Raw genomic sequence first — 26,806 nt, 5'->3', positions numbered from 1 at the left:
CCGACGCGTCAACGTCCTGTGGGCTCTTATACGTGATCGACGGCGCTACCAACCGCCGGCAAACGCCTCCGTCGCCGCTTGACAACCTCATTGGGAAGTCAGGGTGGCACCACTAAGGGAAACGTGGCGATATGCGGCTTGCTGTGGTCAGAGCCAGGCATTGCGTGCGACCAAGTTGAGCACCAGGGCACCGGCATTCCAGGCGTCGTCAACTCCACGGTGTTCTGTGCCTTCCAAGGGAAGGCCGACGAGTCGGAAAGCCTCGGGGCGGTCGGGCCCATGCGAGAGACCGTAGGCGGCGGCAAACTTTTGTTTGGCATTGGTATGAAAAGGGCTGAGAGGGTAAAAGACGCCTGCGGCGGCGCACTGTTCGGTGAACTGCCTGCGATCGAAGTCGCCCCAGCTCGCCCAGTGCCGTGTTCTCGCCTCATGATCGCTGACGAGCAGGGCGCATGCCTCGGAGAAGGAGAGGCCTCGGTCGACCTCGCGCTGGGTAAGACCAGTCAACTCAGTGCAGAAGTCGGTGACCGTCGAACGCTCCGGCCGGATGAGAATTCGGTGCCGGGACACCCGAGTCCGAGTGGTGAGGTCCACGACGCACAGGCCGACTTCGATGATCTCTGTGATCTGACCGGGTGGCGCGACACGACCGGGCCAGCAGGTCGCCTCGACGTCGAGGATATTCAGTAACATCAGCACCTCATTCCGGATGTTTTCAAACGCACTCTACTGACTTTCGCCTACTCGCTGATGATCAATGAGTTTGCCAGTCAGCTGCGGGCTCGGCAGGAGGACATCCCGGCCATCGTCTGTGCTCTTGCTCGCTGAGGCACAAGTAGTTTCCTTGGTTGCTGAGCTGGTCTTGGCCGGTGGCGGTGCGGCCCCCCGTGTGGCGGGTTGGATGGGTGCGGCGGGTGTGGGTGCGGTGCGCGGCCCAGAGCCCCGCGCCGGCTGGGACCGGCCCCCAGGCCGCATGCCCGGACGGCTGGCGGGCGGCGGGCCGTGCGACGGCGCGCCGCGCCGCCGCCTTGATACCTCATGAGAACAATTCGGCAGTGACTCGGGTCGTGATCGGCTGGTGTGCCGTTGCTCAGGGCTTCGTGAAGAGGTTGAGCACTTCGCTGAAGTCGTTGGTGAGGTTGTCGAGTAGGGCTTTGCCTTTTTCGGCAGTGGCCAGGGAGGGGCGGCCGATGACTCCGCTGTCGGTGTAAGCCTGCATGCCCTTGGTCAGGAGGTGGCGGCGGTCGTCTGCGATCCAATCGGCGGAGTGGTAGCCGGGGCGGATGACCTCGGGGCAGGCGTGGAGTAGGAGGGAGGTCTCCAGTTCTCCGGCGTGCATGTCCTCGTGCATGGAGCTGGTGAGCTGGGCGGCGGTTCGGGCTTCGTGCCAGTCTTCGCGGGAGGGGAACAGCGCCATGTGGCGGCCTTCGGCGTTGCCTTCCTGGACGACGTTGCTCAGGACGTAGTTGCCGCCGTGGCCGTTGATGACGACCAGGGCCGTGGGGCCGGAGCGGGTGACGGAATCGTAGACGTCGGTGATGATCGCGTGCAGGGTCCGCGCGGAGATGCTGACGGTTCCCGGCCAGGCGCTGTGCTCATGGGAGCAGGAGATCGTCACCGGAGGAAGCAGCAGGACGGGGTAGGCGTCGGCGATCTGGCGGGCTATCAGGGTCGCGACGATGGTGTCTGTGCTGAGAGGCAGGTAGTCACCATGCTGTTCGAAGCTGCCGACGGGCAGGATCGCTACCTGGGCGTTGCGCTGTCGTTCCTCGGTGGTGGTCGCGGTGGGCAGCAAGGGGGTCACCGGTCTCCTTGTGGCTGGGATGCTGGCAGGGAGAAGGACTCCGAGAGGATGTCGACCCTGGTGAGCAAGTCTGCCATGTACGGATCTGCCGACCATCGGGCCAGGTGAGCGCGTAGCGCTGTGAGTTGGCCGGCGACTCGGCTGGATCGAAGGGCCTGCATGCGAGACAGAGCGTCTTCGGTCACTGTGCAGGCTTGTTCGCGCTCGCCCGCTATGGCGTAGGCGGTGGCCATGCGGGTCAGGAACAGGACGTGGTCGCGCGTCTGGCTGGATTCGGGCCATTGGGATCTGCTGGCTTCGAATATCGGGATGGCCGCGGTGGCCTCGCCCAGCAGTACTCGGGTTGCGCCGGTCTCCATGGCGATGTAGGCGGGAGTGCAGTACGGGGCGCGGTCGGTCTCGCTCTGGGTCATCCCTGCGGTGGCTTCGACGAGGGCCGTCTCTGAATCACGAGCGGAGTCCGCTGCCTCTCTGAGGTAGGCGTTGGCTGTCGCGCGGGTTCTCAAGATGACCGCTCTGAGCCGGGGCGTGAGGGCATCGGGGTTGGCCAATGCCGCGTTCGCCATTCCAAGGCCGTGGCCGTAGTCGCCGGCTTCGGTGGCGATGATGCTTTTGCGCATGAGGATGTAGGAGATGACGCGTTGGTCGCCCAGTTCCATCGCGTAGTCCAGGGCCTTGTTGGTCCACATCGTGGCCCGGGTGAAATCCCCCAGGTCCTGATGGAGCCATCCGCAGAACTCCAGAAGTTCGCTGGCGAAGTTCAGGGCCTCGGTGCGGTCGGCTCCTCGGGTCACCCGGCAGACCTGGCCGACTACGGGCACCTGACCTTGAACGGCGTTGATCAGTAGGAGTGGCCCCATGATCGCCTCGGCCTGGATGTGGCCGGTGAGAACGTGCCGGAGTCCGGAGATGACGGGGCGGCTGGATGCTCCGGTCAAACTGGCCAGGTACGGCGTCAACAGGTCCGTATCTGATGGCGGCACCGCTTCATCAGGGGGTGGTGTGCGCTGCGGCTGTGGGCTGGCTGTGGGAAGCCGTCGCGGTGCCAGTCCGAGAGTCAGCCTGGCGGAATCAGGCATGTCCAGGCCGTCGGCGACGCGCTCGAACACCTCGAACGAGGTGACTTTGACCGTTCCCCTCATGATCTCGCTGATCTTGCCCTGGCTGAGATTCACGGCGGTGCCGATGCGGGTTTGGCTGACCCCTGCGTACTGGCGGATTAGTTGAAATACCTGGCCGATATTGCGTTTTTGGAGGGCCGTTAGCATTTCGGGGCGCTGCCACAGTTCCGGCAGGATAACGACTGGTTTAGTCGCATCTGCTGGCATACGTGGTATCTCCCTTTGTTGCCTCGGCTTCCGAATATCCAACGCTTGCCGCTGCGAGTTATCCCGTCAAGGGATATCGACTATTCGGGGCAAGGATTCCGGCCTGGGATGGGTTGGCCGGCCCCTGATGACGAACCTTGATCCATGGTTGCCGAGGATGAGTCGACGGATCAGGGGTGCGGGACCTGCTGCGGCCGTGGCTGGCGGTGGATCCGTAGGAGTCGCGCCGATGTCGAGTGCCGCATTGACGGCCAGGTGGTAAAGCCGGTCCGCATCGAGTGCTTCGACTGCCTGGGCTCTGGCGAGATGGCGGCCTGATGAGCGGGAATGAGATTCCGGCCATCAGCCGACAGAAAGCGATCACGCCGGTGCGGGCGGCGCGGTGTCTGCGGGCTGAGTTGGCCGCGTTGAACATCGCCTCGGATGTTCATGACGGGTACGGGCTGGCGCTGGTGTCGGTCTGGTTCGGGCTGGTCGTGTGGACCGATGGGCGGGTGTTTCGCTGGTGGGCCGGACAGGAGGTCGGGCGCTCTCGTCTTCGGCGCTACGCCTTCTGCCCCGCGAATGATCCGGTGACGGCCGCGCACCGGGTGGCCGATCGTTGCGTCGAGCTTCGTGAACGGGGGCCTGCCCCGGTTCCTGGTCCGACTGGTTGTGCTCCGCAGTGATCGAGCTGACAGGCTGTTTGAGCCCGCACGTGTCCACACCGCAGCGTGATCACACGCGGCTCGTCTGGCTGACCCCTGACGAGTGGACAACGCGCCTGCGGGTGATCACCTGGACCTGCCGGTGCCGGGCCACGTTGTATGAGCTGTGCCAGGCCGGAGGACAGGGGTTCATCCGCCGCACGCTCCAACTGGACGGCAGTCCGGAGGTTCACGAGACCTATCGATGGCCGATCCGGCAGGCCAGCGATGTATGGAGGGCGTTGCTCTCCGGTGAGGCCCGATAGGCGGGCGCGGCGGCATGGTTGACCTCGGTCTTCGGTGTCGCCGCGTCTTGGGGTGAGGGCTTCCTGTCGGTCGAAGGGCTTCGCATCCCCGACATGCGCTGATAGCCTGCTTGGCTAGGCAAGCATGTTGAATGTGAGGCTTCAATGTCGTTTGAGTACACGCCTCCCAAGTACGCGCAACTGATCACCGAGCTTGAGCGGCGCATCGACTCCGGCGAGTATCCGGCGGGCTCGCTGCTACCCAGCGAACACACGCTCATGGCGGAGTTCGGCATGGCGCGTCCCACGGTGGTCAAGGCTCTCGGCGTACTTCGCGACCAGGGGTGGATCGTCACCCAGCAGGGCAAGGGCCGTTTCGTGCGCGGTCGCCCGGCGATTCCCAAAGACCAGAAGGCGCGCACGGGCCGCGAGCTCCTCGACCGGACAGAGACTCAGGCCGCGAGCAAGCTGCTGGCGGCCGGACCGGTCGAGGCTCCCAACCGCATCGCCGCCTATCTCGGCCTGGAGCAGAAATCCGCGGTCGTGCTGCGCAAGATTCTGGTGGAGCGCGACGGCGAACCTACCGAGATCTCCGCCACCTGGGTTCCGGCCACTGTCGCCGAAGGTACGGCTCTGGCGGAGTCGGCCGATCTGCGACAGGGCATCCGGCGCTACGTGGAGAGTGCGGCCGGCGTCTCCCTGGATCACATCATCGAGCACATCACCGCGCGCAACCCCACGGCCGAGGAACGCAAGCTACTGGGCGTGAAGACCTCGGCCGCGCTGTTGGCTGTGTACGCCGTCGCCTGTGATGCGACGGGTAAGCCGTGGGTGGTGGTGGAGACCGTACTCCCCGGTGATCTTCACGAACTGGAAGACGCCTACCCGATCCGGTAATCCAACTTTCCCCACGAAGCCCGCTTGGTGCACTTGACTAACCAAGCGGGCTTCGTGCTTAATGTAGAAGCAACTTGGTCAGTCAAGCAGACTGGCCAACCAAGAAGAGGAGTTGTTGCCTTATGGCCATCCAAGGCCCCATCCCCGTCCGTTTCGAGCAGGTCTTCCCGCACGGCTGCTTCATCGTCGGCGAGGTCGAGCAGGTCAAGGACTTCGACGCCTCGTCCAAGGGCCGCACGGTCTACGCCAAGGACAAGAACACCGGAGAGCTGGTGTGGCAGGTCGCGGTCATGGACGCCGATCCGACCGTCAAGGCCGGACAGAAGACGGTCTCGGTCAAGATCCTGTCCCCGGTTCAGCCGATCGTTCCGACTGCGCTGCCGGGTCTGCCGTTCGTGCCGGTGGAGTTCGACGGCATGACCGCCACCGCCTACGTCGGCCAGAACACCGGCCGTCTGGCTTGGTCCATCCGGGCCACGACGATGCGGGCTCCCCGTTCCGCGGCGGCTCCGGTCAAGGCTGCGGCCGGTAAGGACGTGGCGGCGTGAGAGAGCACCTTCCCTACACCCGCGCCGTGGTGACGCTCGACGAGGACGGCACCCGGCTCGACACCTCGTTTCGCACTCCGTACCTGTCGGTCACGGTGCTGGGCGCCGAGGGCGGGCGGCCGTTCCTGACCCTGTCCTCCCGTGAGGCACAGGTGGTCATCTCCACCACCGGCGGCGGACCGGTCACCGAACGGGACGTGACCCTCGCCCGGCAGATCGCCGAAGCAGCCGCGCGCTACCTGGCCGACTGCGAGCGCCTGCACGCCGAACAGTGCACCGGCCTCCACCAGGTCGACGAGTCCGAGCAGGGCAAGGCGGCCTGACACGAAGCGGGGCCGCTGGAACTGGCATTCCGGCGGCCCCTCGGTTCTCCCCAGACGCGAATCAAGAGAGGTCTCAAGCCTAATGTTCAAAAAACTGCCCGGCGACGAGGCACAGAACCTCGTCTCCACGACCCCCGATACCGCCGTCGTCTTCCGCCCGGCCGTCCTGCGGACCCCGGCGATCATCACGATTCTGATCTTCGCCTGGCGGCTGCTGGCCGGAATCGTCCGGCTGATCTGGCGTCACCCGGTCGCCCTGGCCGTACTCACCGTTCCCTGCCTGCTCGGTGTCCTGTACGGCTGGCGGCTCGCCCTGGTCGTCGTCGCCGTTCCCGTCTCGCTGCTGGCTCCGTGGCCGTTCTTCGATCGGGCCTCGTTCAACCGATGGATGGGCTGGCGGCTGCTGGCCTGGTGGCGGCTGGTGTGGGTCTACCGGCGGCACTGGCAACCAGTGATGATCGTCTCCGGGCTCGGCCGGAACCTGCGCGGTCGGGACTACCTGCCCCGCCTGGTCAAGGTCACCTGTACCTCGTGGGCGGACCTGGTCACGGTGAAGATGCTCACCGGCCAAGCGGTCAAGGACTGGTCCGACCGTATCGAGCACCTGGCCCACGGGTTCGGCGCCACCTCCTGCCGGGTGACCATCGCCCGGTCGGGGCGACTGCTGCTGACCTTCCCCCGGCGTGACCCGCTGGCCACCCCCTTACCCGCGCTACCCATCCCTGAGATGCCCTCGGTCGGGCCGGTCGAGATCGGCCGGTGTGAGGACGGTACCCCGTGGCGGCTCAAGGTTCACGGCACTCATGTCCTGGTGGCCGGTGCCACCGGAGCAGGGAAGGGCTCGATCATCTGGTCTGTCATCCGGGGGTTGCTGCCTGCGGTGCGGGCGGGCCTGGTCCAGGTCTGGGCGCTGGATCCCAAGCGGATGGAACTGCCCTTCGGCCGTGGCCTGTTCGGCACCCGGTACGCCGCGAGTCCGGCGGCCTGCGCTGATCTCCTGGAAGCGGCTGTGCAGATCATGCAGGAGCGGGCCGACCGGTTCGCCGGACTCCAGCGCAACCACACCCCCACCCTCGATGACCCGTTCGTCCTGGTGGTGGTCGACGAGGTGGCGTTCCTGACCGCCTACCAATCCGACAAGGGCCTGAAACTGCGCATCTCGGCCGCGCTGGCCACGCTCACCACACAGGGCCGCGCGGTCGGGTTCGGCGTCATGGCGGCACTCCAAGACCCGCGCAAGGAGGTCATGAACGTCCGCAACCTGTTCCCCGACAAGATCGCGCTTCGCCTGGACGAGTCCGAACAGGTGGACATGGTGCTCGGCGACGGCGCCCGTGATCGGGGCGCGCTGGCCGATCACATCTCCCCGGTTCCCGAGCAGGGCGCGGGCATCGGCTACGTCCGCTTGGAGACCTCGCCCGATCCGATCCGTGCCCGTGCCGGCTATGTCTCCGACTCCGATATCCGCGCCATGGTCGCCGACTTCGCCGGGGAGGCACACCAGTGAAGATCATCATTCAGGGCACCCTCGCCGAGATCGACGCGATCCCCTTCCGCCTCCTGGGCACTCTGTCCGACTCTCCGGCGCGGTTTGAGCTGGTGCTCTCCGACCTGGTCAACGTCCGGCTGCGTCGCGACCCCTACAGCGCCTCCTACCGGTTCACCGCCGATGTGCTCTCCCCAGAGGAGGACAGGTGACCGACACCCCTGCTTCCCCTATCTCCTCGCCGGATGGCTCCGACCGCACCTTGCCCCGCCTCGTCCGTGACACCCTGCCCCTCGCTCTGGATGTGGCAATCGAGGTCGCCAAGCTCAATGGGATCTGCATCCGCCCCCTCGAACTGCGGCGCCTGGACACTCACACCGGCATGACCGAGTCGTTCAACATCCCCTGCGGCACCACCCAGGAAGCCAAATGCCCGCCGTGTGCTCAGCGCAACAAGCAGCTGCGTAAGGCTCAGTGCCGGGAAGGCTGGCACCTGGATCACGAACCGATCGCCGAACCCCATCCCTCCACCGAAGAGCAGCGGTGGCTGATCGAGTTCCGGGCCGACGTGCAGGCCAAGCGCGACGAGGCCGAGCGGGACGGGGAAGACACCCTCGACTGGGACGAGGCCATCGCGGGCATCGATGCGGAGATCAACGCCGCTGGAATGCGCGGCAACGTCCTGGGCGGGCGGACAGCTCCCAAGCGTTCCCGTTCGACGAGGCGTCGCCAGGATGCGCCGGACCTGCCCAAGCGGGCCAAGCAGGACACGACTCTTGGCCGGACCTTCATCGCCCCCGATGGCAGGGTCTACCGGCCGTCGCTGTTCGTCACGCTCACCCTGCCCTCGTATGGCAAGATCCGTTCCGGTCTGGGCGTGCCGGTCGATCCGAGCACCTACGACTACGCGGCGGCGGCCCGTGATGCGCTGCACTTCTCCAAGCTCGTCGATCGGTTCGTGCAGAACCTGCGGCGGGTGGCCGGCTACGACGTGCAGTACTTCGCCACCGTCGAACCACAGAAACGATTCGCGCCGCACCTGCACATGGCAATCCGCGGGACCATGCCCCGCGCGGAGATCAAGGCGATTGCCGCCGCGACGTACCACCAGGTGTGGTGGCCCTCGGTCGATGAAGTCCGCTTCGACGGCGACCACCTGCCCATCTGGGCGCAGCGGGCCGACCTGGACGACGGCGCCACCTACCCGGACGGACAGAGCGGCGACTACCTCGACCCCGCCACGGGCGAACTGCTGCCCACCTGGGACGAGGCACTCGACCAGCTCGGCCAGGACGACGAGGCCGAACCGCTGCACGTGGTCCGCTTCGGTCCTCAGGTTGATGTTCAGGGCATCGTCGCCGGATCGCCGGACGCTCACAAGCGCATCGGCTACCTCACCAAATACCTGACCAAGAACCTCGGCGACCCCCTCGACCCCGATGACCAAGACAACCAGGCCCGTCGTGACCACGCCGTGCGGATGGTCGAGGCACTGCGCTACGAACCCTGCTCACCGACGTGCCCGAACTGGCTGCGCTACGGCATCCAGCCCAAGGGCGCCAAGGCGGGCATGCTGCCGGGCCGGTGCAAGGGCAAGGCGCACAAGGCCGAACACCTCGGCTACGCGGGCCGTCGCGTCCTGGTCTCGCGCAAGTGGTCCAACAAGACCCTGCGCGAGCACAAGCAGGACCGGCGGGCCTGGGTCCTCGACATGCTCGGCCTGCCCGACGACACCACCACCGACCCGCACCGCTATGTCTGGCGACCGGTCTCCTCCAAAGACCCCAACCGCACCCCACTGGCCAAACGACTGCTCCGCGAGGTCGCCAACCGCCAACGCACCCGCGCACGCCTGATCGAACTTCAGGCCAGAGCAGACGGACAACCCGTTCCAGATCTTTCGGTGACTTCACTGGCCGCCTGACACCTGACAGGAGAATCCGTTGGACGAACTACTCAAGGCACACGAGGCCGCCGCACTGCTTCACACCTCGGAGCGCTTCATCCGCCGGCTGATCGCGGAACGCCGGATCGAGTTCGTGAAGATCGGCCGTCACGTCCGCATCCGAGAGTCCGCACTGCTCGCTTTCGTCGTCGCGGGGACGGTTGAGCCCCTGATGACTCACGACGTCACCGGAAAGGCGGCCTGATGGCAAACAAGGACGGTCACCGACGTTTCGGCAACGTCCGCAAGCTCCCGTCCGGACGTTTCCAGATCCGCTATCCCGGCCCGGACGGGCGTATGCGGACCGGCTCGGACACCTACGACCGTAAGGGGGACGCGGAACGGGCACTGTCCCTCGTCGAGGCTCAGATCATCAAGGGGGAGTGGACGGATCCGGATCGCGGGAAGATCAAGCTTCAGGACTACGCGGAGACGTGGATCTCCCAGCGCGCGGGCCTCCGCCCCCGCACCGTCGACCTCTATCGCTGGCTGCTCAAGAAACACATCGCCTCGCACCTGGGCGGGGTCCAGCTCGGCAAGCTCTCCACCGCGATGATTCGGCAGTGGCGGGCCGACCTGCTCGGCAACGGGGTCTCGGTCAGCATGGCAGCCAAGGCGTATCGCCTGTTGCGGGCCGTGCTGATGACGGCGGCCGAAGAGGATCACATCATCTCGCGTAACCCGTGCCGGATCCGTGGGGCCGGCGACGAGCACGCCCAGGAGCGCCCGGTGCTCACCGTGGCTCAAGTCTTCGAGCTGGCCGACCTCGTGGGCCGTCGTCCGGTCGGCAACGTCCGCAAGCTCAAAGACAACGCCTATCGGCTGCGCTTCCAGCGGCACGGCGAGATGCGCACCCATCCGGAGGTCTTCACAACACGGGCGGACGCCGAACGGGCGCTGTGGAAGATGGGCGCGGACGGTCGGGCCGACTGCACCCATGACCGGCGTTTCCGCGCCCTGGTGCTCCTGACTACTTTCGCCAGTCTGCGATGGGGCGAGGTGAGTGCGCTCCGCCGCAGTGACATCGATCTCGATGCGGGGACGGTGCGCATCCGGGCGGCCTTCGTCGAGCGCTCCACAGGTGAGCTGGTCCTTGGCCAGCCCAAATCCAAGGCCGGGCGTCGCGTGGTCGGTATCCCCCAGGGCGTCATTTCGGTGCTGCGGGAGCACCTGGCCACCTATGTCCAGGAGGATCCCGGCGCGCTCGTCTTCCCCGGTGCCAAGGGCGGCCCGCTCCGGCGCAGTGGGTTCAACACCCGCACGCGTTGGGTGGATGTGGTCAGGGAGATGGGTCTTCCCGGTCTCCACCTCCATGATCTCCGTCACACGGGCAACATGCTCGCCGCAGAGTCCGGCGCGGGGCTCAAGGATCTGATGGCCCGGATGGGGCACGACAACGTGCGCGCCGCGATGATCTATCAGCACGCCGTGCGGGGTGCCGACAGAACGATCACGGACGCGATCGACCGGCAGATCAGTGGGCGCGACGACGAGGAGGACGGCTCGTCGGGGAAGTTGATCCCAATGCGCTGATCGAGAGCTAATGGCACGCTAATGGCACGCGAAGATCAAATAGCTTCAGAAACAAACAAGGCCCTGGTCGGGAATCCATCCCTGACCTGGGCCTTGAAGCGTGGAGCGGGTGACGGGAATCGAACCCGCGCTGTCAGCTTGGGAAGCTGATGTTCTGCCATTGAACTACACCCGCAGCGGTGTGCCGCCCCACCACTGTAGCGGAAGTTGGGTGGCTCTCGTCCACTGTGGGAAGCGGGATCGGAGGCTCCCGGGAGGGGACGGCGTTGGTAGGTTGCCTCACGTGCTGCTTTCCGATCGTGACATCGTTGCCGAGATCGAGACGGGGAGGGTGAGGATCGATCCCTTCCAGCCGGAGATGATCCAGCCGTCCAGTGTCGACGTACGCCTGGACCGCTACTTCAGGGTCTTTGAGAACCATCGATACCCGCACATCGATCCGGCGGTCGAGCAGCCTGATCTGACGCGGATGGTGGAGCCGGAGAAGGACGAGCCGTTCATCCTGCATCCGGGGGAGTTCGTGCTGGCGAGCACGTACGAGGTCGTCACGCTGCCGGACGACATCGCCTCGCGGCTGGAGGGAAAGAGTTCGCTGGGCAGGCTCGGCCTGCTGACCCACTCCACGGCCGGGTTCATCGACCCGGGCTTCAGCGGGCACGTCACGCTTGAACTCTCCAACGTCGCCACGTTGCCGATCAAGCTCTGGCCCGGGATGAAGATCGGCCAGCTCTGCATGTTCAGGCTCAGCTCGCCGGCCGAGTATCCCTACGGTTCGGAGAAGTACGGATCCCGCTATCAGGGGCAACGGGGGCCGACGCCGAGCCGCTCGTACCTCAACTTCCACCGGACGCCGATCTGAGGCCCGGGGCGGATTCTCAACCCAAGGTGAACTAACGGTGAATTAAAAGTGAACTTTCATGCCGGGGTGGGCTGTCGTGACGGGGTGAACCCGCCGCGGAAGGGGGGCACCCGAGGACTTCGAGGGATGAGAGGCCGCAGGAACGGGGCTGCGGATGGGGCTGCTGTGAGCAGCCAAAATACGGCTTAGTGGGCGACCGTGATAGAAATCACCCTGACTTTTCGCGGGGGGCCCACGGGCCCTGTCGACCTTGGTGAACCGTGCGGGAAGCGCACTGGAAGCGGGGGTTTCCGAGGGGAGTACGGGGAAGGTGCCGGATGGCGTTCAGGGGTGGAGAAGTCCCATACTTGGCCTGTCTTCGTCATACTGTGGCCGAAAACCAGCAAAACGGTCATCGGAAAGATGCCCTCAAGGCTGCCTCAAGCTGTGTGTCGCCGGGTAGCGACATCGGGAAGAGTGCATGTCTAGCGGGTGAAGTTCGTATTTCCGCTGGTAACCCGTACCCTTCTCTGCGGACCATCCCCGCACATCTGGAGAACGACGTGCGCCTCCGTCTCACACCGAGTGAGGACAGCTACTACGACTTGTTCGCAGACTCGGCGAACAACCTCGTCACAGCGTCCCGTCTACTGGTAGAGATCATCAGTGACGGATCGGACAGGGAAGCTCTGGCCGAGAAGATGCGCGCATGTGAGCACGCCGGTGACGAGCGTACTCACGCGATCATGAACCGGCTCAACGAGAGCTTCATCACCCCCTTCGACCGCGAGGACATCTACCGTCTCGCCTCGAACCTCGACGACGTGATGGACTACATGGAGGCGGCCGCCGACCTCATCGTCCTCTACCAGATCGATCACCTTCCCAAAGAGGTGGTCCGGCAGGTCGAGGTTCTGGAACGTGCCGCCGAGCTCACCGCCGAGGCCATGCCGCGGCTGCGCTCGATGAAGAACCTCAACGAGTACTGGATCGAGATCAATCGGCTTGAGAACCAGGCCGACCAGGTCTACCGCCGCCTTCTCGCCAAGCTTTTCGGCGGGGAGTACGACGCGTTGACCGTCCTCAAGATGAAGGAGGTCATCGATCAGCTCGAGATGGCCGCCGACGCCTTCGAGCACGTGGCCAACACGATCGAGTCGATCGCGGTCAAGGAAAGTTAAGTGGATCTCACGCTCGCACTCGTTATCGGCGTGGTGGTCGTAGCGCTGGTGTTCGACTACACCAACGGCTTCCACGACGCCGCGAACGCGATCGCGACCTCCGTCTCAACGCGCGCGCTGACGCCGAGGGCCGCGCTCTTCATGGCCGCGGCCATGAACTTCCTGGGTGCGCACCTTGGTACGCAGGTGGCCGCGACCGTCGGCAAAGGCATCATCGACGCTCCACAGGGAAACCACGGCCTGGTCATCGTCGGCTCCAGTCTGATCGGCGCGATCACCTGGAACCTCATCACCTGGTACTTCGGCCTTCCCTCCTCAAGCAGTCACGCGCTGATCGGCGGCCTGGTCGGCGCCGCGCTCGCCTCGGCGAGCAACGTCCACTGGGACGGGGTGGTGGAGAAGGTCGTCATCCCGATGATCCTGTCTCCGGTGATCGGCTTCACCCTCGCCGGGCTCATCATGATCGGAATTCTGTGGGGGTTCCGGCGCTCCCAGCCGTCGAAGACCAACCGGGGCTTCCGGCACGCGCAGACCATCTCCGCGGCGGCGATGGCGCTGGGTCACGGTCTCCAGGACGCGCAGAAGACCATGGGCGTCATCTTCCTGGCCCTCGTGGTCGGCGGCTACCAGCATGACGGGGACCCGATCCCGCAGTGGGTCATCCTCGCCGCCGCCACGGCCATCTCGCTCGGCACGTACGCGGGAGGCTGGCGGATCATGCGGACGCTCGGCCGCCGGATCATCGCGCTCGACCCCCCACAGGGATTCGCCGCGGAGGCGGCCGCCGCGACGGTGCTCTACACCGCGGCCATCGGCTTCGGCGCCCCCATCTCGACCACCCACACGATCACCAGCGCGATCATGGGCGTCGGCGCCACCAAGCGCCTTTCCGCCGTGCGCTGGGGCGTCGCGGGCAACATCGTGACCGCCTGGGTTCTCACCATCCCGGCCGCCGCGCTCGTCGCCGCGCTGTCCTACTTCGCGCTCCACTGGATGATCGAGTAGTACTCCAGGTGGACCAGATCCCTCGGAGGGACCTGGTCCACTTCAGGGCCGTCAGGTAGTGTCCTTCCGATACATCACGTCGACGTCCCACCGGGTGAAGCCCAGCCCCTGGTACAGGCGGATCGCCGCGGAGTTGCTCTCGTCGACGTACAGCATCACGTGGGTCAGGCCTCGCGAGCGCAGGTGGGCCAGGCCCGCCAGGGTCAGCGACCTGCCCAGGCCGCCGCCCTGCTCGGCGGGGTCGACGCCGACGACGTAGACCTCGCCGATCGGCTCGTGCGCGTGGTCGCCGTCGCCGTGCACCTTGGTCCAGTGGAAACCCACCAGCCGGTCGCGGCCCTCGGGGCCGCCGGGCCGTACGGCGAGGAAGAACCCGGCCGGGTCGAACCAGGGTTCCCGCTCGCGCAGCTTGAGGTCGTCAAGCGTCCACGCGCCCTGCTCCGGGTGGTCGGCGAAGGCCTTGGCGTTGAGGGCGAGCCAGGCCTCCTGGTCCGAGGTGCCGGGTTCGAAGGTGCGGAGTCGTACGCCCTCGGGGAGGTCGAAGCCACCGATGTCGGTGGCGAGGGGGCGGCGCATCTGCCACAGCGACCTCGCCCTTTCGAACCCCTCCGACAGGGCGAGGGCATCGGCCGCCGGGTGTCCGCCGTGCGCCCACAGCCGCAGGTGCCCGCCGGCGCGGTCGAGCACGGCCCGCAGCAGCCGCCGTCCGTGTCCCTGTCCGCGGAACGCCGGGTGGACGACCAGCTCCCCGCTGGGTCCCTCGACGGGGTCTGTCGGGTCCAGGTGGGCGTAGCCCGCGAGCTCGTCCCCGGCGTACAGGAGCACGGCTCCGGCCCGCTCGTCACCGCCGTAGCGCAGGTGCAGCATGACATGTTCGTTGAGTGGCCGGACCCCGTCGGCCTTCGTGGCCGCATCCACCACCGTGAGGACCTCGGACACCTCTTGTTCGCCGAGTGATCCCCGGTGTTCAACACGCGCGTTCATGCTCTGGACTCTAGGCGGGTACACGTCCTGTGGGAGCAGGGGGGACTGGCAAAAGCCGCCAGCTACTGGTCGGGTTAATCGTTATCTCTCGGACATTCCTTGCACAGATAGTCCCCTTAGTGTCGTGGACCATGATGTCTCGTTCCTTCCTGCGGCTGGCCATGGCGTGCGTGCTCGCCGGGGCCGGTGTCACGCTTGCGATGGGGCCGGCCGAGGCGGGCAACAACCCCGCCAAGACGGTGCCGGTCCGCCTGCTCTCCCTCAACGATTTCCACGGCAACCTCGAACCGCCGACCGGTTCCTCCGGCCGCATGGTCGACGAGACCGGCGCCACGGTCGAAGCGGGTGGTGCCGCCTACGTCGCCACCCACCTCAAGCAGCTGTCCGACAAGAACACGCTGAAGGTCGCCCAGGGCGACCTGATCGGCGCGACCCCCCTGATCTCCGCGGCCTACCACGACGAGCCGTCGGTGGAGTTCCTCGGCAAGGTCGGCGTCACCGCCTCCGCCGTGGGCAACCACGAGTTCGACGAGGGGTACGCCGAGCTCAAGCGGATCATGAACGGTGGCTGCCACCCGGTGGACGGCTGCTCGCCCGCGGGCAGGTGGAAGGGCGCGGGCTACAGCTACCTCGGCGCCAACGTCGTCTTCAAGCGGCCGGCGCAGGGCGCGGAGAAGCAGGCGCTGGACGCCCTGGGCGGGACGAACACCGCCTCGCTGCGTGCCCTGCTCAAGGACTACGGCATCCCGGCCCTGCCCCCGGTCGCGATCCGCTGGATGAACGGTGTGCCGATCGGCTTCATCGGCCTGGTCACCGGTAGTACCCCGAGCATCGTCACCTCGGAGGGCATCAAGGACCTCGACTTCATCGACGAGGTGAAGGCCGCGAACGTCGCCTCCAGGCTTCTCAAGATCGTTGGCGTCAAGGCCCAGGTCGTGCTCGTCCACGAGGGTGACCAGGTGACCGCGGGCCAGTCGCCCGACAGCTGCAGTGCCCGGCCGGGCGCGGGCAACCGGATCGCCACGCAGGTCGACGCCGAGGTCGACATGATCCTCAGCGGCCACTCCCACCAGGCCTACCTGTGCACGGTGACCGACCCCAGGGGTGCCGGCCGCCTCTACAGCCAGGGCGGTTCCTTCGGCCGGGTCATCACCAAGGTCGACTTCCAGGTGGACGTCAAGACCCGCGACGTCGTGCGCTCCTCGGTGGTGGCGGACAACCAGGTCGTGACCAGGACCGTCACCCCCGACCCGGAGATCAGCGCGTTGGTCCAGACCTGGAAGGACCGTGTCGCGCCGGTGGCCAACCGGCCGATCGGCAAGATCACCGCGGACATCACCAACGCCGCGTCCGCGTCCGGCGAGTCCTCCCTGGGCAACCTGATCGCCGACGGCCAGCTCGCCGCGACCAGGACCGGCGGCAACGCCCAGATCGCCCTGATGAACCCGGGCGGCGTGCGGGCCAGCCTCAGCTATGCGGGCTCACCCGCCGGTGAGGGCGACGGGGTGGTGACGTATGGCGAGGCGTTCACGGTCCAGCCGTTCAACAACCTCATGCAGGTGGTCACGCTCACCGGTGCGCAGCTCAAGACCGTTCTGGAGCAGCAGTTCACCGGCGGCCCCAACGCCCAGGCGTTCACCAAGATCCTGCAGCCCTCGTCGAACTTCACCTACACCTACAGCACGAGCGCGGCGTGGGGTTCGAAGATCTCCGCAATGAAGATCGACGGTGTCGACGTGACGGACACCCAGACGATCAGGGTCGCGGCCAACAACTTCCTCGTCGGCGGCGGTGACGCGTTCCTCGCCTTCACCGGGGGCACCGACCTGTGGAGTGGCCCGCTCGACATCGACGCCTTCGCCGCCCACTTCGCGGCGAATCCGTTGATCACGCCTCCGGTTCCCAACCACATCACGGTCGCTCCGTAACAGGGGCGAAAGGCGCGACGCACGCGTCAGACCTGCCGGACGACTCCGGTGGGTCTGGCGTGATGTCGGGAACCCGTGCCCACGGGGCGCGGAGGCGCCTGTAGGCCGGGGACGCGCGAACTCACCGGTCGGCGGCCGACCTGACAGCTCAGCGAGAGATCGGTGCCGATCGCGGCGGGGGTGGGAACCGCCTGCCCTACTGGCGGGCGGGCTCGCGCTCCTCGGCGGCCTCGTTGCCGCGCTCGGGGACGAACCGGTAGCCGACGTTGCGGACCGTTCCGATCAGTGCCTCGTACTCGGCGCCGAGCTTGGCACGGAGCCGCCGGACATGGACGTCCACGGTACGGGTGCCGCCGAAGTAGTCGTATCCCCAGACCTCCTGGAGGAGCTGGGCGCGGGTGAAGACCCGGCCCGGGTGCTGCGCCAGGTATTTCAGGAGCTCGAACTCCTTGAAGGTCAGATCCAGCGCGCGGCCGCGGAGCCGGGCGGTGTAGGTGGCCTCGTCGATCGACAGGTCACCGTTGCGGATCTCGTCCGGCACCTCCTCCGCGGCGGCCAGATTGAGCCTGCCCACGGCCATCCGCAGGCGCGCCTCGACCTCGGCGGGGCCGGCGCTGTCGAGGATGACGTCGTCGGCACCCCACTCCGCGGTCAGTCCGGCGAGACCGCCCTCGGTGACGATTACCATCAGAGGGCAGGAAACGCCCGTGGTGCGGAGCAGCCTGCACAGGCTCTTGGCCTGGACGAGCTCGCGGCGCGCGTCCACCAGGATCGCGTCGGCGGGCGGGGCGTCGAGCAGGGCGGACGCCTCCGCGGGCACGACGCGTACCGAGTGCAACAGCAGCCCCAGCGCCGGGAGCACCTCAGTCGAGGGCTCAAGGGCGTTGGTGAGCAGTAGGAGATTGCTCACAATGTCTCCTTCCCGCGTCATGTCGGCGATAGCCGTACAAACACGTAAGGACCCGGGGGCTACGTTGCCCAGGTCCCGTAGTACGTGAGGATAACCCACGAGGAGTAAGCGTCCAGCGAAGGTCCACCTGGTGAACACCGGTTCTCCGAGTGGATTCGCCGTAATGGCATGGTAACTCTGTGTATGTTCGAGGAGTTGGTTCACAGGTGGCGACGGGCACTGTCAGATATTGGGCCGCGGCCAAGGACGCGGCGGGCATCGCGGAGGAGCCTTTCGAGGCCGAGACCCTTGCCGAGCTGATGACGAAAATCACACCGGGCCGTGAAGAGCTGGCTCGCGTGCTGAAGCGGTCGTCGTTCCTGGTCAACGGGGATCCGGTGGGCAGACGGGCGCACCAGACGATCGTCCTGGCCGAGGGGGCGACGGTGGAGGTGCTCCCGCCCTTCGCCGGAGGTTGATCGGGTGCTATCGCCGACACGGGGTTTCGTACAGGATTGCAGGGGGAGAGCACGCCAATGGGCACCCCTCGGGCCGGAGAATGAACAGGGAGTCGGATGCGTAAGCTGATCGCTTTTCTGGTTCTGCTGCTCGTTCTCGTCGCGATCCTGGACAGGGTCGCCGTCGCCGGAGTCGAGCGTGAGATCGCCACGCAGGCGACGGCCAAGTACGACCTGGAGTCCCCGCCCGAGGTCACCATCGAGGGCATCCCCTTCCTGACCCAGGCGGTCGCCGGGCGCTACGAGGAGGTCAAGGTCGCCGCGGGCGCGATGACCGTCTCGGGTGTCGCGCTGTCGAGCGTCGACTTCACCCTCTACGGGGTCACCGCGCCGCTTGCGGACCTGGTGCTCCGCCCCCAGCAGGTCGACATGCGCGCCGAGCGCGTGGTGGGTTCGGTGGTCGTGCCGCTGGAGACGCTCAGCCAGCGGGCGCCCCGCGGGATCAAGGTCGATGTCGCGGGCGACGCGCTCAACGTCAGCGGAGAGATCACCGTGCTGGGGCAGAAGGTGCCGGTGAAGGCGGCACTGAAGGTCGAGATCGTCGAGGGCGGCCTGAAACTCGTTCCCGAGAAGGTGACCCTGGGCGGCGGCATCCCCGTGCCCGATCCCGAGCGGTTCATCAACTTCCGGATCCCGATCGGAAAGCTGCCGTACGACGTCAAGCTGACCGACATCAAGGTCACGCCCGAGGGCCTGCGCATCTCGGGTGAGGCCTCCGACGTGCCTCTGCGGGGCTGAACGTGTCCCGTGTCTGAACCGGATCGTCCCGCCGTACGTCGTGGGGATGTGAGTCAAGCCGGAACCGCCGACGAGCAGCTTGTCAGAGCGCTCTTCGACGAGCACGGCGGGCCACTCTACGGTTACGCGCTGCGGCTGACGGGCGATTCGGGGAGAGCGGAGGATGTCGTGCAGGAGACGCTGTTGCGGGCCTGGCGCCATCCGAACGCGTTCGCCGGCCGCTCCATCCGCGCGTGGCTGTTCACGGTGGCCCGCAATCTCGTCGTCGACCAGCACCGGGCCCGGAAGGCACGCCCGCCGGAGACGGGCGACGAGGCGCTCGCCGTGGTGCCCGCCGATGACGAACTGGAGCGGGCGGTGGAGTCGTGGGCGGTCGCCGAGGCGCTGGCCGCGCTGCGGCCCGAGCACCGCGAGGTGCTGGCCGAGGTCTACTACCAGGGGAAATCCGTCGCGGAGGCGGCCGCGTCGCTCGGCATCCCCGCCGGAACGGTTAAGTCGCGCACGTATTACGCGCTTCGGGCGCTCAAGCTGGCGCTGGAGGAGCGGGGGCTCGCGCCATGATGACCTGTGATGAAGTACGGATGTCGCTCGGGGTCCACCTGCTCGGAGCCCTGGAGCCGGACGAGCGCGTGCTCGTCGAGGCCCATCTCGCCGAGTGCGCGGAGTGCGCGGCTGAGCTCGCCGAGCTGAGCGGGGTGGCGACGTTCCTCGGCAGGGTGTCCGAGGACGATGTGGCGCAGGTGGCGAGCCCGCCCACGGCGGTGCTGGAGCGGCTGCTCAGCGCCAAGGTCAAGCGGCGTCGCACCACCCGGCTGGTGCTCGGCCTGGCGGCCTCGGTCCTGGTGGTCGGGCTCGGCGGCGGGACCGTCTGGGCCGTCATCCAGTCCCCGGGGGATGTCATGACGGTAGCCGGGTCCGCCGCACCCGAGTCGGCCGCGGACCCGAGCACTCAGGACCAGAGCGTTCAGGAACATGCCGGGTCCTTCTCGGCCTCATCCGCGCCCGACGCCAGGGCCAACAAGGCCGCGCCCAGCGTCGATTCGCAGCTCCTGCTCGCCCCGAGCGACCTGCGGGTCACGGGGAGGGACGGTGACGGTACGGTCCGCGCGGTGGTGACCGCGTCCGCCGGGCAGGGGGCGACCACGGTCAAGGTCGTGCTCACCGGTGTGGCCAAGGGCACGCGCTGCCGGCTGGACGTGATCGGGGACGGTGGCGTCAGGGAGACGGCGGGCAACTGGACCGTCAACCGGGCCGCCTATGACGAGTCGGGCGCCTTCACGGGCACCACGACGATCCCGCCGGAGCGCATCACGTCGTTCGAGATCTCCACCGCCGGAGGACGGGTGCTGCTCACGGTCGACGCCCGCTGAACCTGTCCGGTGCCGCCGGGGGCCGCGCCGCAGGCGGGAGCGGTCCGTGCGGGGGCGGCCCGTACGGGAGCGGTCCGTGCGGGGGCGGTCCGGGCAAGGAGCGTTCCGGCGGGGCGTGGAAACGGTGCCGGATATGTGAGCGGCGCGGGAATGGCGCGGAGCGCTCGCCTGTTGTCGTGTTCCGTGACCGGATTGACGGTGGTGGTCGTCACCCTCGCCCTCGCCACCCTCGTGGGCGTGGTGGTTCGGCGGCGGAACGGCGTGGCGCGAGAGGTGAGGGGCGAGGTGGAGCGGCTGACGTCCGGTGAGATCCACGCGGAGCTGGGGGAGCGGGCCACGCTGGTGCAGTTCTCCAGTTCCTTCTGCCAGCCGTGCCGGGCGACCCGGCGGATCCTCGACGAGGTGGCGGGGATGGTGCCCGGCGTCGCGCATGTGGAGATCGACGCGGAGTCCCACCTGGATCTGGTCCGTTCGCTGAACATTCTGCGCACCCCCACCGTCCTCGTCCTCGACCCGTCAGGACGGGTGGTGCGGCGAGCCTCCGGCCAGCCCAGGAAGGCGGACGTCATCGGTGCTCTCGGTCTGGTGATCGAGGGATGAACGGGGCACCCTATCGTTCCTCGAATGATCACGTCTCAGAAATTGGACAGGGATGTGACAGATGGCGGGACACCGGGGTACTGTCGTGGACATGAACCCCACGACGGAGCTGCTCACAAAGCGGCGCGCGGTTGATTTCTGCCGCGTGACCACCGCGCTCTGTCGTATTTCCTAAAGGGCGATCTCAAGCGGCCGTCGAGCCGCACCGATCTGCACGACCCTTCAGGAGCATCAAGCGATGCAAGCTGATCCCCGAGCTCTCCGCTTCACCGCGGCCGTCACAACAGTCGTGCTCGCGCTCGTCCTGGTGACAGGCAGTGCGTGGCTGCTGGCCGCACAGGCCGTGGTGTTCGCACTGGGCGTTCTCGGCCTCTCGCCGTACGGGATGGTTTTCAAAGGGATAGTGAAAAGCCCTCCGAAGGAGCTGGAGGACGCCGCCCCGCCGCGCTTCGCGCAGGGAGTCGGACTCGCCTTCGCCCTGGTGGGCTTGGTCGGATACGTCGCACAGATCACGCCGCTGGCCCTCGGGGCCACCGCGGCGGCACTTTTCGCCGGATTTCTCAACGCCGCCTTCGGCTTCTGTCTCGGCTGCGAGATGTTTTTGATCATTCGCCGCCTACTACCCGCCGCACGATGATCCTGGAGGATCAAAATGAGCCGCTCCGCCGTCCTGGTCGACGCTGACTGGGTCGAGGCCAATCTCGACACTCCCGGTGTCGTTCTCGTTGAAGTGGACGAGGATGCCAGCGCATATGACAAGGGCCACATCCGTGGCGCCGTGAAGGTCGACTGGAAGCAGGACCTGCAGGACCCGGTCCGCCGCGACTTCGTCGACCGCGAGGGCTTCGAGGCGCTGTTGTCCGCCCGGGGCATCGCGAACGACGACACCGTGGTGCTCTACGGCGGCAACAACAACTGGTTCGCCGCCTACGCGTACTGGTACTTCAAGCTGTACGGCCACGAGAACATCAGGCTTCTCGACGGTGGCCGCAAGAAGTGGGAGCTTGAGTCCCGCGAGCTGGTCAAGGACGTTCCCGGCCGCCCCGCCACGGACTACAAGGCCAAGGAGCAGGACCGGTCCCTGCGCGCCTCCCGCGACGAGGTCGTCGCCGCGATCGGCAAGCTCAGCCTGGTCGACGTGCGCTCGCCCGACGAGTTCACCGGCAAGCTGCTCGCCCCCGCGCACCTTCCGCAGGAGCAGGCGCAGCGGGTCGGCCACGTGCCCACCGCCCGCAACATCCCGTGGTCCAAGGCTGCCAACGACGACGGCACCTTCAAGTCCGACGAGGAGCTCAAGGCCCTCTACGAGGGCGCGGGCGTCGACTTCAGCAAGGACATCATCGCCTACTGCCGCATCGGGGAGCGCTCGGCTCACACGTGGTTCGTGCTGCACGAGCTCCTCGACCAGGCAGGTGTCAAGAACTACGACGGTTCATGGGTTGAGTACGGCTCGCTGGTCGGCGTGCCGATCGAACTGGGAGAGGCTCGATAATGACTCAGGGATGCGCTGCTCCGGAACAGACGGTTGCCCTTCCGGCCGGGATCGATCTTGCGAACCAGGCCGTCATCCAGGGCGTGGTCACGGGCGCGGGCACGGCCTACGCTCGTCTGCTCGACCACTCCGGTGAGTTCACCGGTGAGGTCGTGGTGTCCGAGGAGGGAATCTTCCGCTTCTTCGCCGCCCCCGGTGACTGGACCGTCCGCATCATCGCGGGCGGCGGCGTCACCAAGGACATCCCGGCCCAGGCCCGCCTGGGTGAGGTCACCCAGCTCGCCGTGTCCGTCTGACCCTCCGGTCCGACGCGCGCCGAGCCGGCACAAGCGAAAAGGACCGGCACTCCCCCGGGGGAGTGCCGGTCCTTTTCGCTTGTGCCAGGTCAGCCGGCCAGCCGGTTCTCGACGCGCCGGAGGGCGTCGAGGTAGTCGGGCTCCGGGGACATGGCCGCGGCCAGACGCAGGTGTGGCAGGGCCTCGGGGTGGCGGTTGGCGCGTTCGAGGGTCCTGCCCAGCAGGAACCGGGCGTAGTGGTCACCGGGGGTGCGCCCCAGCAGCGACTCCAGCGTCTTGCTCGCCCGGCCGAGTTGGGCCGAACCGAAGTAGGCGCGGGCCGCCAGCAGGCGGACGGCGGGGTCTTCGCCGTGCTCGGCCATCAGCGGCTCCAGAGTCCGCAGGGCACCGAGGGGATCCCTGACCTCCAGCAGGGCCTCGGCCTGGCGCAGCCACCTGACCTCGTCGGGGAGTTCCCGCCGGGGAGCGGCGTGCCGTACCAGGTCGGCGAGGACCTCGGGCGGCTGCGCGCCCGCGACCGCCACCTCACCCACCACGAAGGTCGGTGAGGTGGCGATGCCGACGGCCTTGCCGCGCAGCAGTTCGGAGCGGACCTCCGCCGCCCCCTCGCCGCGCTCCAGTGCCTCGGTCATGCCCCCGAGTCCGGCCTCGGCGGCGAGTGCCGCCAGCGTGCCGCGGTCCCCGATGTCGGAGCCCTCGATGAAGTGGGCACGCAGGATCCGCTCCACGACCGCGTCCTGGAGCGCCGCGCCGCCGCGGCCGTAGGCGAGGGCGATGACCCGGTGGGCGTCGAACGTGTTCGCCCGCCACACCGCTCCCCAGCGCTGCCCGCCGTCGCCGGCGCGCTCGCCGATCCGCTCCGCGGCGGCGACGCGTGAGACCCGGGCCCGGTTCTCGGCCGGGGTCAGGGCGGGGTGGCAGGCCCGCAGGGCACCCTCGGCGACCGGGTCGCGAAGGGCGTCCCGCAGCGGCTCGGACCGGGCCGGAGCCATCGGATCGATGAGGTAGGGACGCCAGACGATCTCCACGTCCTCGCCGAGGTCGGCCTGCTCCAGGCGTCGCTTGCCGATGTAGGCCCACGCGCAGACCATGTCGGCCCAGACTTCGATGCGCTTCATGTCCGCCACAACAAACGACAGGCGTCGTTTATTCGACAAGTGTCGTTTAAAGTTGGCGGCATGCCCGGAGACGATCCCAGAATTCGCAGAACCCGCGCCCGGCTGCGCTCCGCCGCCCTGGAGCTGACCGCCGCGCGCGATCCCGACTCGGTCACCGTCGCCGAGATCGCCCAGCTGGCCGGGGTGAACCGGGCCACGGTCTACGTTCACTACCGTGACCGCGACGACCTCGTGCTCGACGCCATGGAGGCCGCGGTCAAGGAACTGGCCGCCGAGGCCGCGCGGTGTCCCTACCGGGAGCCGGGGCCGGTGCCGGCGTCGCTGGTCGCGCTGTTCGAGCACGTCGGTGAGCGGGCCCCGCTCTACCGGCGGATGCTCGGGCCCTCCGGCAGCGCCCGCTTCTGCGCGCGGCTGCGCGAGGCGTTGGCCGCGGAGTTGCGCGGCCCCTTCGCGGCGGGCTCCCGGCCCCCCGGACACGACGAGGTGCCACCGGAGATCCACGCCCATCATGTGGCGGGCGCGCTGATCGGGCTCTTCATGTACTGGCTGGGCGAGCGTCCGCCCCGTCCGGCCGAGGAGATCGCGGCGATGGCGTGGAACCTGATCCGCTGATTCGGACCCCGGCGATCCTCGGCGTCGTCAGGAAGGCCGCCGCCTTCGGGGCCCCTCGGGGAGGGAGCATGCGCGACGACGGTGATCGGTGATGTCCATCCCACCCGGCTCATCGATCCCTTAAGTGGTGGTAAAGCTGGGGAAAATACAGCGGATTGACGGGAACGCTGCCCGAATATGATGTCGAACTCTTACGCTGTCTCAGAGGCTTCCGATGAGCCCGATGGCGGAGGGGTTCCGTGGCGGACGTGCATCCCGAGCATGCGCAACTCCAGGCGGACCGGATCTACCTGGGCTGGCAGTATGCGCTGTTGCACCCGGATCCAGGTCCGGCTCCCAAGCGACCCTCGCCGGTGGAGAGTCCCACGGAGCCCGTCGATCCCGAGTGGGTGCGCAGGGAGCGCCTCAACGAGGACCTCCTGAACCGGCCGGTCAAGATCGTCCGTGCGTTCATGGCCGCACTCGCCACGCTGATCCTCGTCCTCGGCCTCACCGAGATGCTGAGCTGGTCGTTCGCCGCCGTCGGGGTGATCGCCGCCGGTGGCATCGCGGTGTTCTGCAGCTACGCCGTCCACCAGGGCGACCGGGCGGTCCGTCACCGCATCAGGGAGCGGGAGGTGGCCGGCGATCGGCTACGGGAGGAGCGGGATCGGGAGCTCTTCGCCGCCCAGGAGGAGCACGCCGCACGCTACCGGGAGTGGGCCGAGAAGAAGGAGCGTCACGACCGCCAGCTGACCTGGTACGCGGTGGCCGTGCCCGACGAGATCGACCGGATCGACGTGGCCGGCGGCACGCTGCCCGGCTGGTCGGCGCTGATCACCCTGCTCGGCGCGACCCGCCTCTACAGCGGTGGCCACCTGACCGTGCTCGACCTGTCCGAGGGCGCGATCGCCAAGGACCTCATCGAGCTGGCACGCAGGGGTGGCGACGATCCGCTGGTCTGGGTGCTGCCGACCGATCTGCCCCGGCTCGACCTGGGAGCCACGTTGGCTCCCGAGGCGTTCGCCGATGTCCTCGCCCACGTGGTGAGCGTCAGCGAGGAGCACCACACGACCAGGGACCTGTCGTTCGACAACGCGATCCTGGAGCGGGTCCTGGAGGTCCTCGGCGAGAGTGCCACGATCAACCAGGTCACCGCCGCGCTCCGCGCCCTGGCCCAGGTCGGCGACCCCCGGGAGGACCTGCGGTGCGGTCTGATCACCGCCACCCAGCTGGACCGGATCGGCACGCTTTTCGGCCGTGGCGTCAGCGACCGGGTGGTGATCGAGCGGGCCTGGGCGCTGGAGTCGCAGCTGCGCAAGCTGGAGACCCTCGGCTCGGAGGCGGTACGCCTGCCGCCCGCCCGCCTGCGGGTCGTGTCGATGGACCGCCAGGCGGGCGTGTTCGGCAACCGCGTCCTCGGCACGTACGTGGCCACCGCGCTGACCCACATCCTGCGCCAGTCGCCCGCCTCCGAGCGGCCCTGGTATCACACGATCATCGTCGCGGGCGCGGACAAGCTCCGCGGTGACGTGCTGGACCGGCTCATGGACGCCTGCGAGACCTCCAGGACCGGGCTGGTGCTCACCTATCGCTCGCTGACCCCGACCGTACGGGAACGGCTCGGGCGCGGGCACGCGGCGGTCACGTTCATGCGGCTCGGCAACGCCGAGGACGCCCGGATCGCCAGCGAGCACGTCGGCACCGAGCACCGCCTGGAGCTCGCCCAGCTCACCGAGACGATCAGTGCAGCCGGGGTCGGCATGGACGGCGGCTACATCTCCACGGTCGGCCAGGCGGAGGAGGGCGACGACGAGCGCGACGTGAGCCGCGCGGACCTCAAGGAGGACATCACCTTCTCCACCGAGTGGGGCCGTCGCGCGACCAAGGCGATGGGGGAGACGGAGCGGGTGTTGCACCGCTCCCGGGAGTTCCTCGTCGAGCCTCACCAGCTCCAGCAGCTTCCCACCACCTCGGTGATCGTCACCGACGCCACCGCCCAGGGGCGCAGGGTCCGTCTCGCCGATGCCAACCCGGCCATACTGACCTTCCCCAAGACGACGCTGGGCGAGTTCGACGAGATCAAGGAAGCCGTGCTGGAGCGCGTACAGGAGAGCAAGGCGGAGTCACGCGAGCCGAGCCCGTTCGAGGACGCGCCGCCCAACCTCGGCCCGCCCCCGGCCAGGCTCGACTGGCGCCGCCGCCAATGAGATCCGGGCTCGCGCCGCCGACGCGTCGGCGGGCGGGGATTCGGCCGGTGGTGATCCGGGTAGCGATGATCCCGTCGGGGACGGTATCGCCGGGCATGCCAATGGGGCGTCCGTATGTCGTAATGGGATGGTCAATGTGGAGGTGCGAGCCCCGAGTCAGGTTCGACCGTGGTTACGGGGGTGGCCTACCCCCGATTACGCGTCGGCCGGTATGGCGGAGTGATCCGTGAAGCGTCAACCCTCCGGCCTGGAG

Annotated in this window: 30 protein-coding genes and 1 tRNA gene; 24 read left to right on the top strand and 7 right to left on the bottom strand. The window is 67.6% G+C overall.

What is annotated here, in order from left to right; genetic code table 11:
• Positions 1–147 precede the first annotated feature (147 nt).
• The 3 genes from IG98_RS0139160 to IG98_RS53930 form a co-directional block, all read right to left on the bottom strand.
• Positions 148–693, bottom strand: coding sequence for a 3'-5' exonuclease (locus tag IG98_RS0139160; protein WP_030924589.1), 546 nt, complete (start codon positions 691–693; stop codon positions 148–150).
• Between the two features lie 397 nt (positions 694–1,090).
• Complete coding sequence (locus IG98_RS0139155) at positions 1,091–1,804, bottom strand: creatininase family protein (protein ID WP_030924587.1); 714 nt, start codon at positions 1,802–1,804, stop codon at positions 1,091–1,093.
• Positions 1,801–3,132, bottom strand: a complete 1,332-nt coding sequence (locus tag IG98_RS53930) for a helix-turn-helix domain-containing protein (RefSeq protein ID WP_245651902.1) — start codon at positions 3,130–3,132, stop codon at positions 1,801–1,803. Before IG98_RS53930 ends, IG98_RS0139155 begins: the two co-directional genes overlap by 4 nt.
• Before the next feature lie 317 nt (positions 3,133–3,449).
• Between IG98_RS53930 and IG98_RS51435 the strand changes: the two genes are divergently transcribed.
• The 9 genes from IG98_RS51435 to IG98_RS49595 all read left to right on the top strand — a co-directional run bounded on the left by IG98_RS51435 (position 3,450) and on the right by IG98_RS49595 (position 10,795).
• Entirely contained in the window at positions 3,450–3,800 is a 351-nt protein-coding gene (locus IG98_RS51435; RefSeq protein ID WP_157594780.1) for a hypothetical protein, read from the top strand.
• A 428-nt stretch (positions 3,801–4,228) separates the two neighbouring features.
• Positions 4,229–4,960, top strand: coding sequence for a GntR family transcriptional regulator (locus tag IG98_RS0139135; RefSeq protein WP_030924578.1), 732 nt, complete (start codon positions 4,229–4,231; stop codon positions 4,958–4,960).
• Positions 4,961–5,082: 122 nt separating this feature from the next.
• A complete protein-coding gene (locus IG98_RS0139130) occupies positions 5,083–5,508 on the top strand; it encodes a hypothetical protein (protein WP_030924575.1) in 426 nt (141 codons plus the stop codon).
• Entirely contained in the window at positions 5,505–5,831 is a 327-nt protein-coding gene (locus IG98_RS0139125) for a hypothetical protein (protein ID WP_030924572.1), read from the top strand. Before IG98_RS0139130 ends, IG98_RS0139125 begins: the two co-directional genes overlap by 4 nt.
• Before the next feature lie 82 nt (positions 5,832–5,913).
• Positions 5,914–7,338: an FtsK/SpoIIIE domain-containing protein gene (locus IG98_RS0139120; protein ID WP_030924570.1), complete on the top strand. Its 1,425-nt coding sequence runs from the start codon at positions 5,914–5,916 to the stop codon at positions 7,336–7,338.
• Complete coding sequence (locus IG98_RS0139115; protein WP_030924568.1) at positions 7,335–7,529, top strand: hypothetical protein; 195 nt, start codon at positions 7,335–7,337, stop codon at positions 7,527–7,529. Before IG98_RS0139120 ends, IG98_RS0139115 begins: the two co-directional genes overlap by 4 nt.
• Complete coding sequence (locus IG98_RS0139110) at positions 7,526–9,241, top strand: replication initiator (RefSeq protein WP_245651901.1); 1,716 nt, start codon at positions 7,526–7,528, stop codon at positions 9,239–9,241. The genes IG98_RS0139115 and IG98_RS0139110 overlap by 4 nt, the downstream gene beginning before the upstream one ends.
• A gap of 19 nt (positions 9,242–9,260) precedes the next feature.
• The gene (locus IG98_RS0139105; protein ID WP_030924563.1) at positions 9,261–9,467 is read left to right on the top strand and encodes a helix-turn-helix domain-containing protein; all 207 of its coding nucleotides are present in this window, start codon (positions 9,261–9,263) and stop codon (positions 9,465–9,467) included.
• On the top strand, positions 9,467–10,795 hold the full coding sequence (locus IG98_RS49595; protein ID WP_037972478.1) for a tyrosine-type recombinase/integrase: 1,329 nt from the start codon (positions 9,467–9,469) through the stop codon (positions 10,793–10,795). The genes IG98_RS0139105 and IG98_RS49595 overlap by 1 nt, the downstream gene beginning before the upstream one ends.
• 101 nt (positions 10,796–10,896) lie before the next feature.
• Here IG98_RS49595 and IG98_RS0139090 read toward each other — a convergent pair.
• Positions 10,897–10,970, bottom strand: a tRNA-Gly gene (locus tag IG98_RS0139090).
• A 108-nt stretch (positions 10,971–11,078) separates the two neighbouring features.
• On the opposite strand from IG98_RS0139090, the gene dcd reads away from it, so the two are divergent.
• From dcd to IG98_RS0139075, 3 genes are all read left to right on the top strand, one after another.
• Entirely contained in the window at positions 11,079–11,654 is a 576-nt protein-coding gene (dcd, locus tag IG98_RS0139085; RefSeq protein WP_030924559.1) for a dCTP deaminase, read from the top strand.
• Between the two features lie 542 nt (positions 11,655–12,196).
• A complete protein-coding gene (locus IG98_RS0139080; protein ID WP_030924556.1) occupies positions 12,197–12,814 on the top strand; it encodes a DUF47 domain-containing protein in 618 nt (205 codons plus the stop codon).
• Positions 12,815–13,819 carry an inorganic phosphate transporter gene (locus IG98_RS0139075; protein WP_030924552.1) on the top strand — a complete coding sequence of 335 codons (1,005 nt, stop codon included), beginning with the start codon at positions 12,815–12,817 and terminating at the stop codon, positions 13,817–13,819. It abuts the gene before it with no gap.
• Between the two features lie 51 nt (positions 13,820–13,870).
• Here the strand turns inward: IG98_RS0139075 and mshD are convergent, their stop codons facing one another.
• Positions 13,871–14,803, bottom strand: a complete 933-nt coding sequence (gene mshD, locus IG98_RS0139070) for a mycothiol synthase (RefSeq protein ID WP_030924550.1) — start codon at positions 14,801–14,803, stop codon at positions 13,871–13,873.
• Between the two features lie 131 nt (positions 14,804–14,934).
• Here mshD and IG98_RS0139065 point away from each other — a divergent pair, with 131 nt between their 5' ends.
• Positions 14,935–16,731 (top strand): bifunctional metallophosphatase/5'-nucleotidase, encoded by a 1,797-nt coding sequence (locus IG98_RS0139065; RefSeq protein WP_030924548.1) that lies wholly within the window; start codon positions 14,935–14,937, stop codon positions 16,729–16,731.
• Between the two features lie 196 nt (positions 16,732–16,927).
• On the opposite strand, the gene IG98_RS0139060 is transcribed toward IG98_RS0139065, so the two are convergent.
• The gene (locus tag IG98_RS0139060) at positions 16,928–17,641 is read right to left on the bottom strand and encodes a response regulator transcription factor (RefSeq protein WP_030924545.1); all 714 of its coding nucleotides are present in this window, start codon (positions 17,639–17,641) and stop codon (positions 16,928–16,930) included.
• Positions 17,642–17,847: 206 nt separating this feature from the next.
• Here IG98_RS0139060 and IG98_RS0139055 point away from each other — a divergent pair, with 206 nt between their 5' ends.
• The 9 genes from IG98_RS0139055 to IG98_RS0139020 all read left to right on the top strand — a co-directional run bounded on the left by IG98_RS0139055 (position 17,848) and on the right by IG98_RS0139020 (position 22,634).
• Positions 17,848–18,099, top strand: a complete 252-nt coding sequence (locus tag IG98_RS0139055) for a MoaD/ThiS family protein (RefSeq protein WP_030924542.1) — start codon at positions 17,848–17,850, stop codon at positions 18,097–18,099.
• A gap of 96 nt (positions 18,100–18,195) precedes the next feature.
• Positions 18,196–18,876, top strand: coding sequence for an LmeA family phospholipid-binding protein (locus IG98_RS0139050; protein ID WP_030924540.1), 681 nt, complete (start codon positions 18,196–18,198; stop codon positions 18,874–18,876).
• A 48-nt stretch (positions 18,877–18,924) separates the two neighbouring features.
• Complete coding sequence (locus tag IG98_RS0139045; RefSeq protein WP_030924537.1) at positions 18,925–19,437, top strand: sigma-70 family RNA polymerase sigma factor; 513 nt, start codon at positions 18,925–18,927, stop codon at positions 19,435–19,437.
• On the top strand, positions 19,434–20,246 hold the full coding sequence (locus IG98_RS0139040; protein ID WP_157594779.1) for an anti-sigma factor family protein: 813 nt from the start codon (positions 19,434–19,436) through the stop codon (positions 20,244–20,246). Before IG98_RS0139045 ends, IG98_RS0139040 begins: the two co-directional genes overlap by 4 nt.
• Positions 20,247–20,429: 183 nt before the next feature.
• On the top strand, positions 20,430–20,846 hold the full coding sequence (locus IG98_RS0139035; protein ID WP_030924531.1) for a TlpA family protein disulfide reductase: 417 nt from the start codon (positions 20,430–20,432) through the stop codon (positions 20,844–20,846).
• Positions 20,847–20,907: 61 nt separating this feature from the next.
• Entirely contained in the window at positions 20,908–21,021 is a 114-nt protein-coding gene (locus IG98_RS55015) for a putative leader peptide (RefSeq protein ID WP_386325364.1), read from the top strand.
• A gap of 63 nt (positions 21,022–21,084) precedes the next feature.
• Positions 21,085–21,483 (top strand): DUF4395 domain-containing protein, encoded by a 399-nt coding sequence (locus IG98_RS0139030; RefSeq protein ID WP_030924529.1) that lies wholly within the window; start codon positions 21,085–21,087, stop codon positions 21,481–21,483.
• A gap of 15 nt (positions 21,484–21,498) precedes the next feature.
• Positions 21,499–22,338, top strand: a complete 840-nt coding sequence (locus tag IG98_RS0139025; RefSeq protein WP_030924527.1) for a sulfurtransferase — start codon at positions 21,499–21,501, stop codon at positions 22,336–22,338.
• Entirely contained in the window at positions 22,338–22,634 is a 297-nt protein-coding gene (locus IG98_RS0139020; RefSeq protein WP_030924524.1) for a DUF1416 domain-containing protein, read from the top strand. The genes IG98_RS0139025 and IG98_RS0139020 overlap by 1 nt, the downstream gene beginning before the upstream one ends.
• Before the next feature lie 89 nt (positions 22,635–22,723).
• Here IG98_RS0139020 and IG98_RS0139015 read toward each other — a convergent pair whose 3' ends face one another.
• Positions 22,724–23,752, bottom strand: coding sequence for a DsbA family protein (locus IG98_RS0139015; RefSeq protein WP_030924521.1), 1,029 nt, complete (start codon positions 23,750–23,752; stop codon positions 22,724–22,726).
• A 60-nt stretch (positions 23,753–23,812) separates the two neighbouring features.
• Between IG98_RS0139015 and IG98_RS0139010 the strand changes: the two genes are divergently transcribed.
• Together IG98_RS0139010 and IG98_RS0139005 are read left to right on the top strand one after the other, a co-directional pair.
• Positions 23,813–24,364 (top strand): TetR/AcrR family transcriptional regulator, encoded by a 552-nt coding sequence (locus IG98_RS0139010; RefSeq protein ID WP_030924518.1) that lies wholly within the window; start codon positions 23,813–23,815, stop codon positions 24,362–24,364.
• Positions 24,365–24,603: 239 nt separating this feature from the next.
• On the top strand, positions 24,604–26,553 hold the full coding sequence (locus IG98_RS0139005; RefSeq protein WP_030924516.1) for a hypothetical protein: 1,950 nt from the start codon (positions 24,604–24,606) through the stop codon (positions 26,551–26,553).
• Positions 26,554–26,806 lie beyond the last annotated feature (253 nt).

It is taken from the genome of Streptosporangium amethystogenes, from assembly GCF_000721075.1.
Taxonomy (GTDB): Bacteria; Actinomycetota; Actinomycetes; order Streptosporangiales; family Streptosporangiaceae; genus Streptosporangium; species Streptosporangium amethystogenes.
Note: the sequence above shows the minus strand (reverse complement) of the source record. Positions and strands in the feature narration are given on the sequence as shown.

What these genes read in the sequence shown, in the direction of transcription:
- IG98_RS0139160 (WP_030924589.1), bottom strand. Translation starts at nt 693, where the DNA reads ATGTTACTGAATATCCTCGACGTCGAGGCGACCTGCTGGCCCGGTCGT.
- IG98_RS53930 (WP_245651902.1), bottom strand. Translation starts at nt 3,132, where the DNA reads ATGCCAGCAGATGCGACTAAACCAGTCGTTATCCTGCCGGAACTGTGG.
- IG98_RS51435 (WP_157594780.1), top strand. Translation starts at nt 3,450, where the DNA reads ATGAGCGGGAATGAGATTCCGGCCATCAGCCGACAGAAAGCGATCACG.
- IG98_RS0139135 (WP_030924578.1), top strand. Translation starts at nt 4,229, where the DNA reads ATGTCGTTTGAGTACACGCCTCCCAAGTACGCGCAACTGATCACCGAG.
- IG98_RS0139130 (WP_030924575.1), top strand. Translation starts at nt 5,083, where the DNA reads ATGGCCATCCAAGGCCCCATCCCCGTCCGTTTCGAGCAGGTCTTCCCG.
- IG98_RS0139120 (WP_030924570.1), top strand. Translation starts at nt 5,914, where the DNA reads ATGTTCAAAAAACTGCCCGGCGACGAGGCACAGAACCTCGTCTCCACG.
- IG98_RS49595 (WP_037972478.1), top strand. Translation starts at nt 9,467, where the DNA reads ATGGCAAACAAGGACGGTCACCGACGTTTCGGCAACGTCCGCAAGCTC.
- mshD (WP_030924550.1), bottom strand. Translation starts at nt 14,803, where the DNA reads ATGAACGCGCGTGTTGAACACCGGGGATCACTCGGCGAACAAGAGGTG.
- IG98_RS0139065 (WP_030924548.1), top strand. Translation starts at nt 14,935, where the DNA reads ATGATGTCTCGTTCCTTCCTGCGGCTGGCCATGGCGTGCGTGCTCGCC.
- IG98_RS0139050 (WP_030924540.1), top strand. Translation starts at nt 18,196, where the DNA reads ATGCGTAAGCTGATCGCTTTTCTGGTTCTGCTGCTCGTTCTCGTCGCG.
- IG98_RS0139040 (WP_157594779.1), top strand. Translation starts at nt 19,434, where the DNA reads ATGATGACCTGTGATGAAGTACGGATGTCGCTCGGGGTCCACCTGCTC.
- IG98_RS55015 (WP_386325364.1), top strand. Translation starts at nt 20,908, where the DNA reads ATGGCGGGACACCGGGGTACTGTCGTGGACATGAACCCCACGACGGAG.
- IG98_RS0139030 (WP_030924529.1), top strand. Translation starts at nt 21,085, where the DNA reads ATGCAAGCTGATCCCCGAGCTCTCCGCTTCACCGCGGCCGTCACAACA.
- IG98_RS0139025 (WP_030924527.1), top strand. Translation starts at nt 21,499, where the DNA reads ATGAGCCGCTCCGCCGTCCTGGTCGACGCTGACTGGGTCGAGGCCAAT.
- IG98_RS0139020 (WP_030924524.1), top strand. Translation starts at nt 22,338, where the DNA reads ATGACTCAGGGATGCGCTGCTCCGGAACAGACGGTTGCCCTTCCGGCC.
- IG98_RS0139015 (WP_030924521.1), bottom strand. Translation starts at nt 23,752, where the DNA reads ATGAAGCGCATCGAAGTCTGGGCCGACATGGTCTGCGCGTGGGCCTAC.
- IG98_RS0139010 (WP_030924518.1), top strand. Translation starts at nt 23,813, where the DNA reads ATGCCCGGAGACGATCCCAGAATTCGCAGAACCCGCGCCCGGCTGCGC.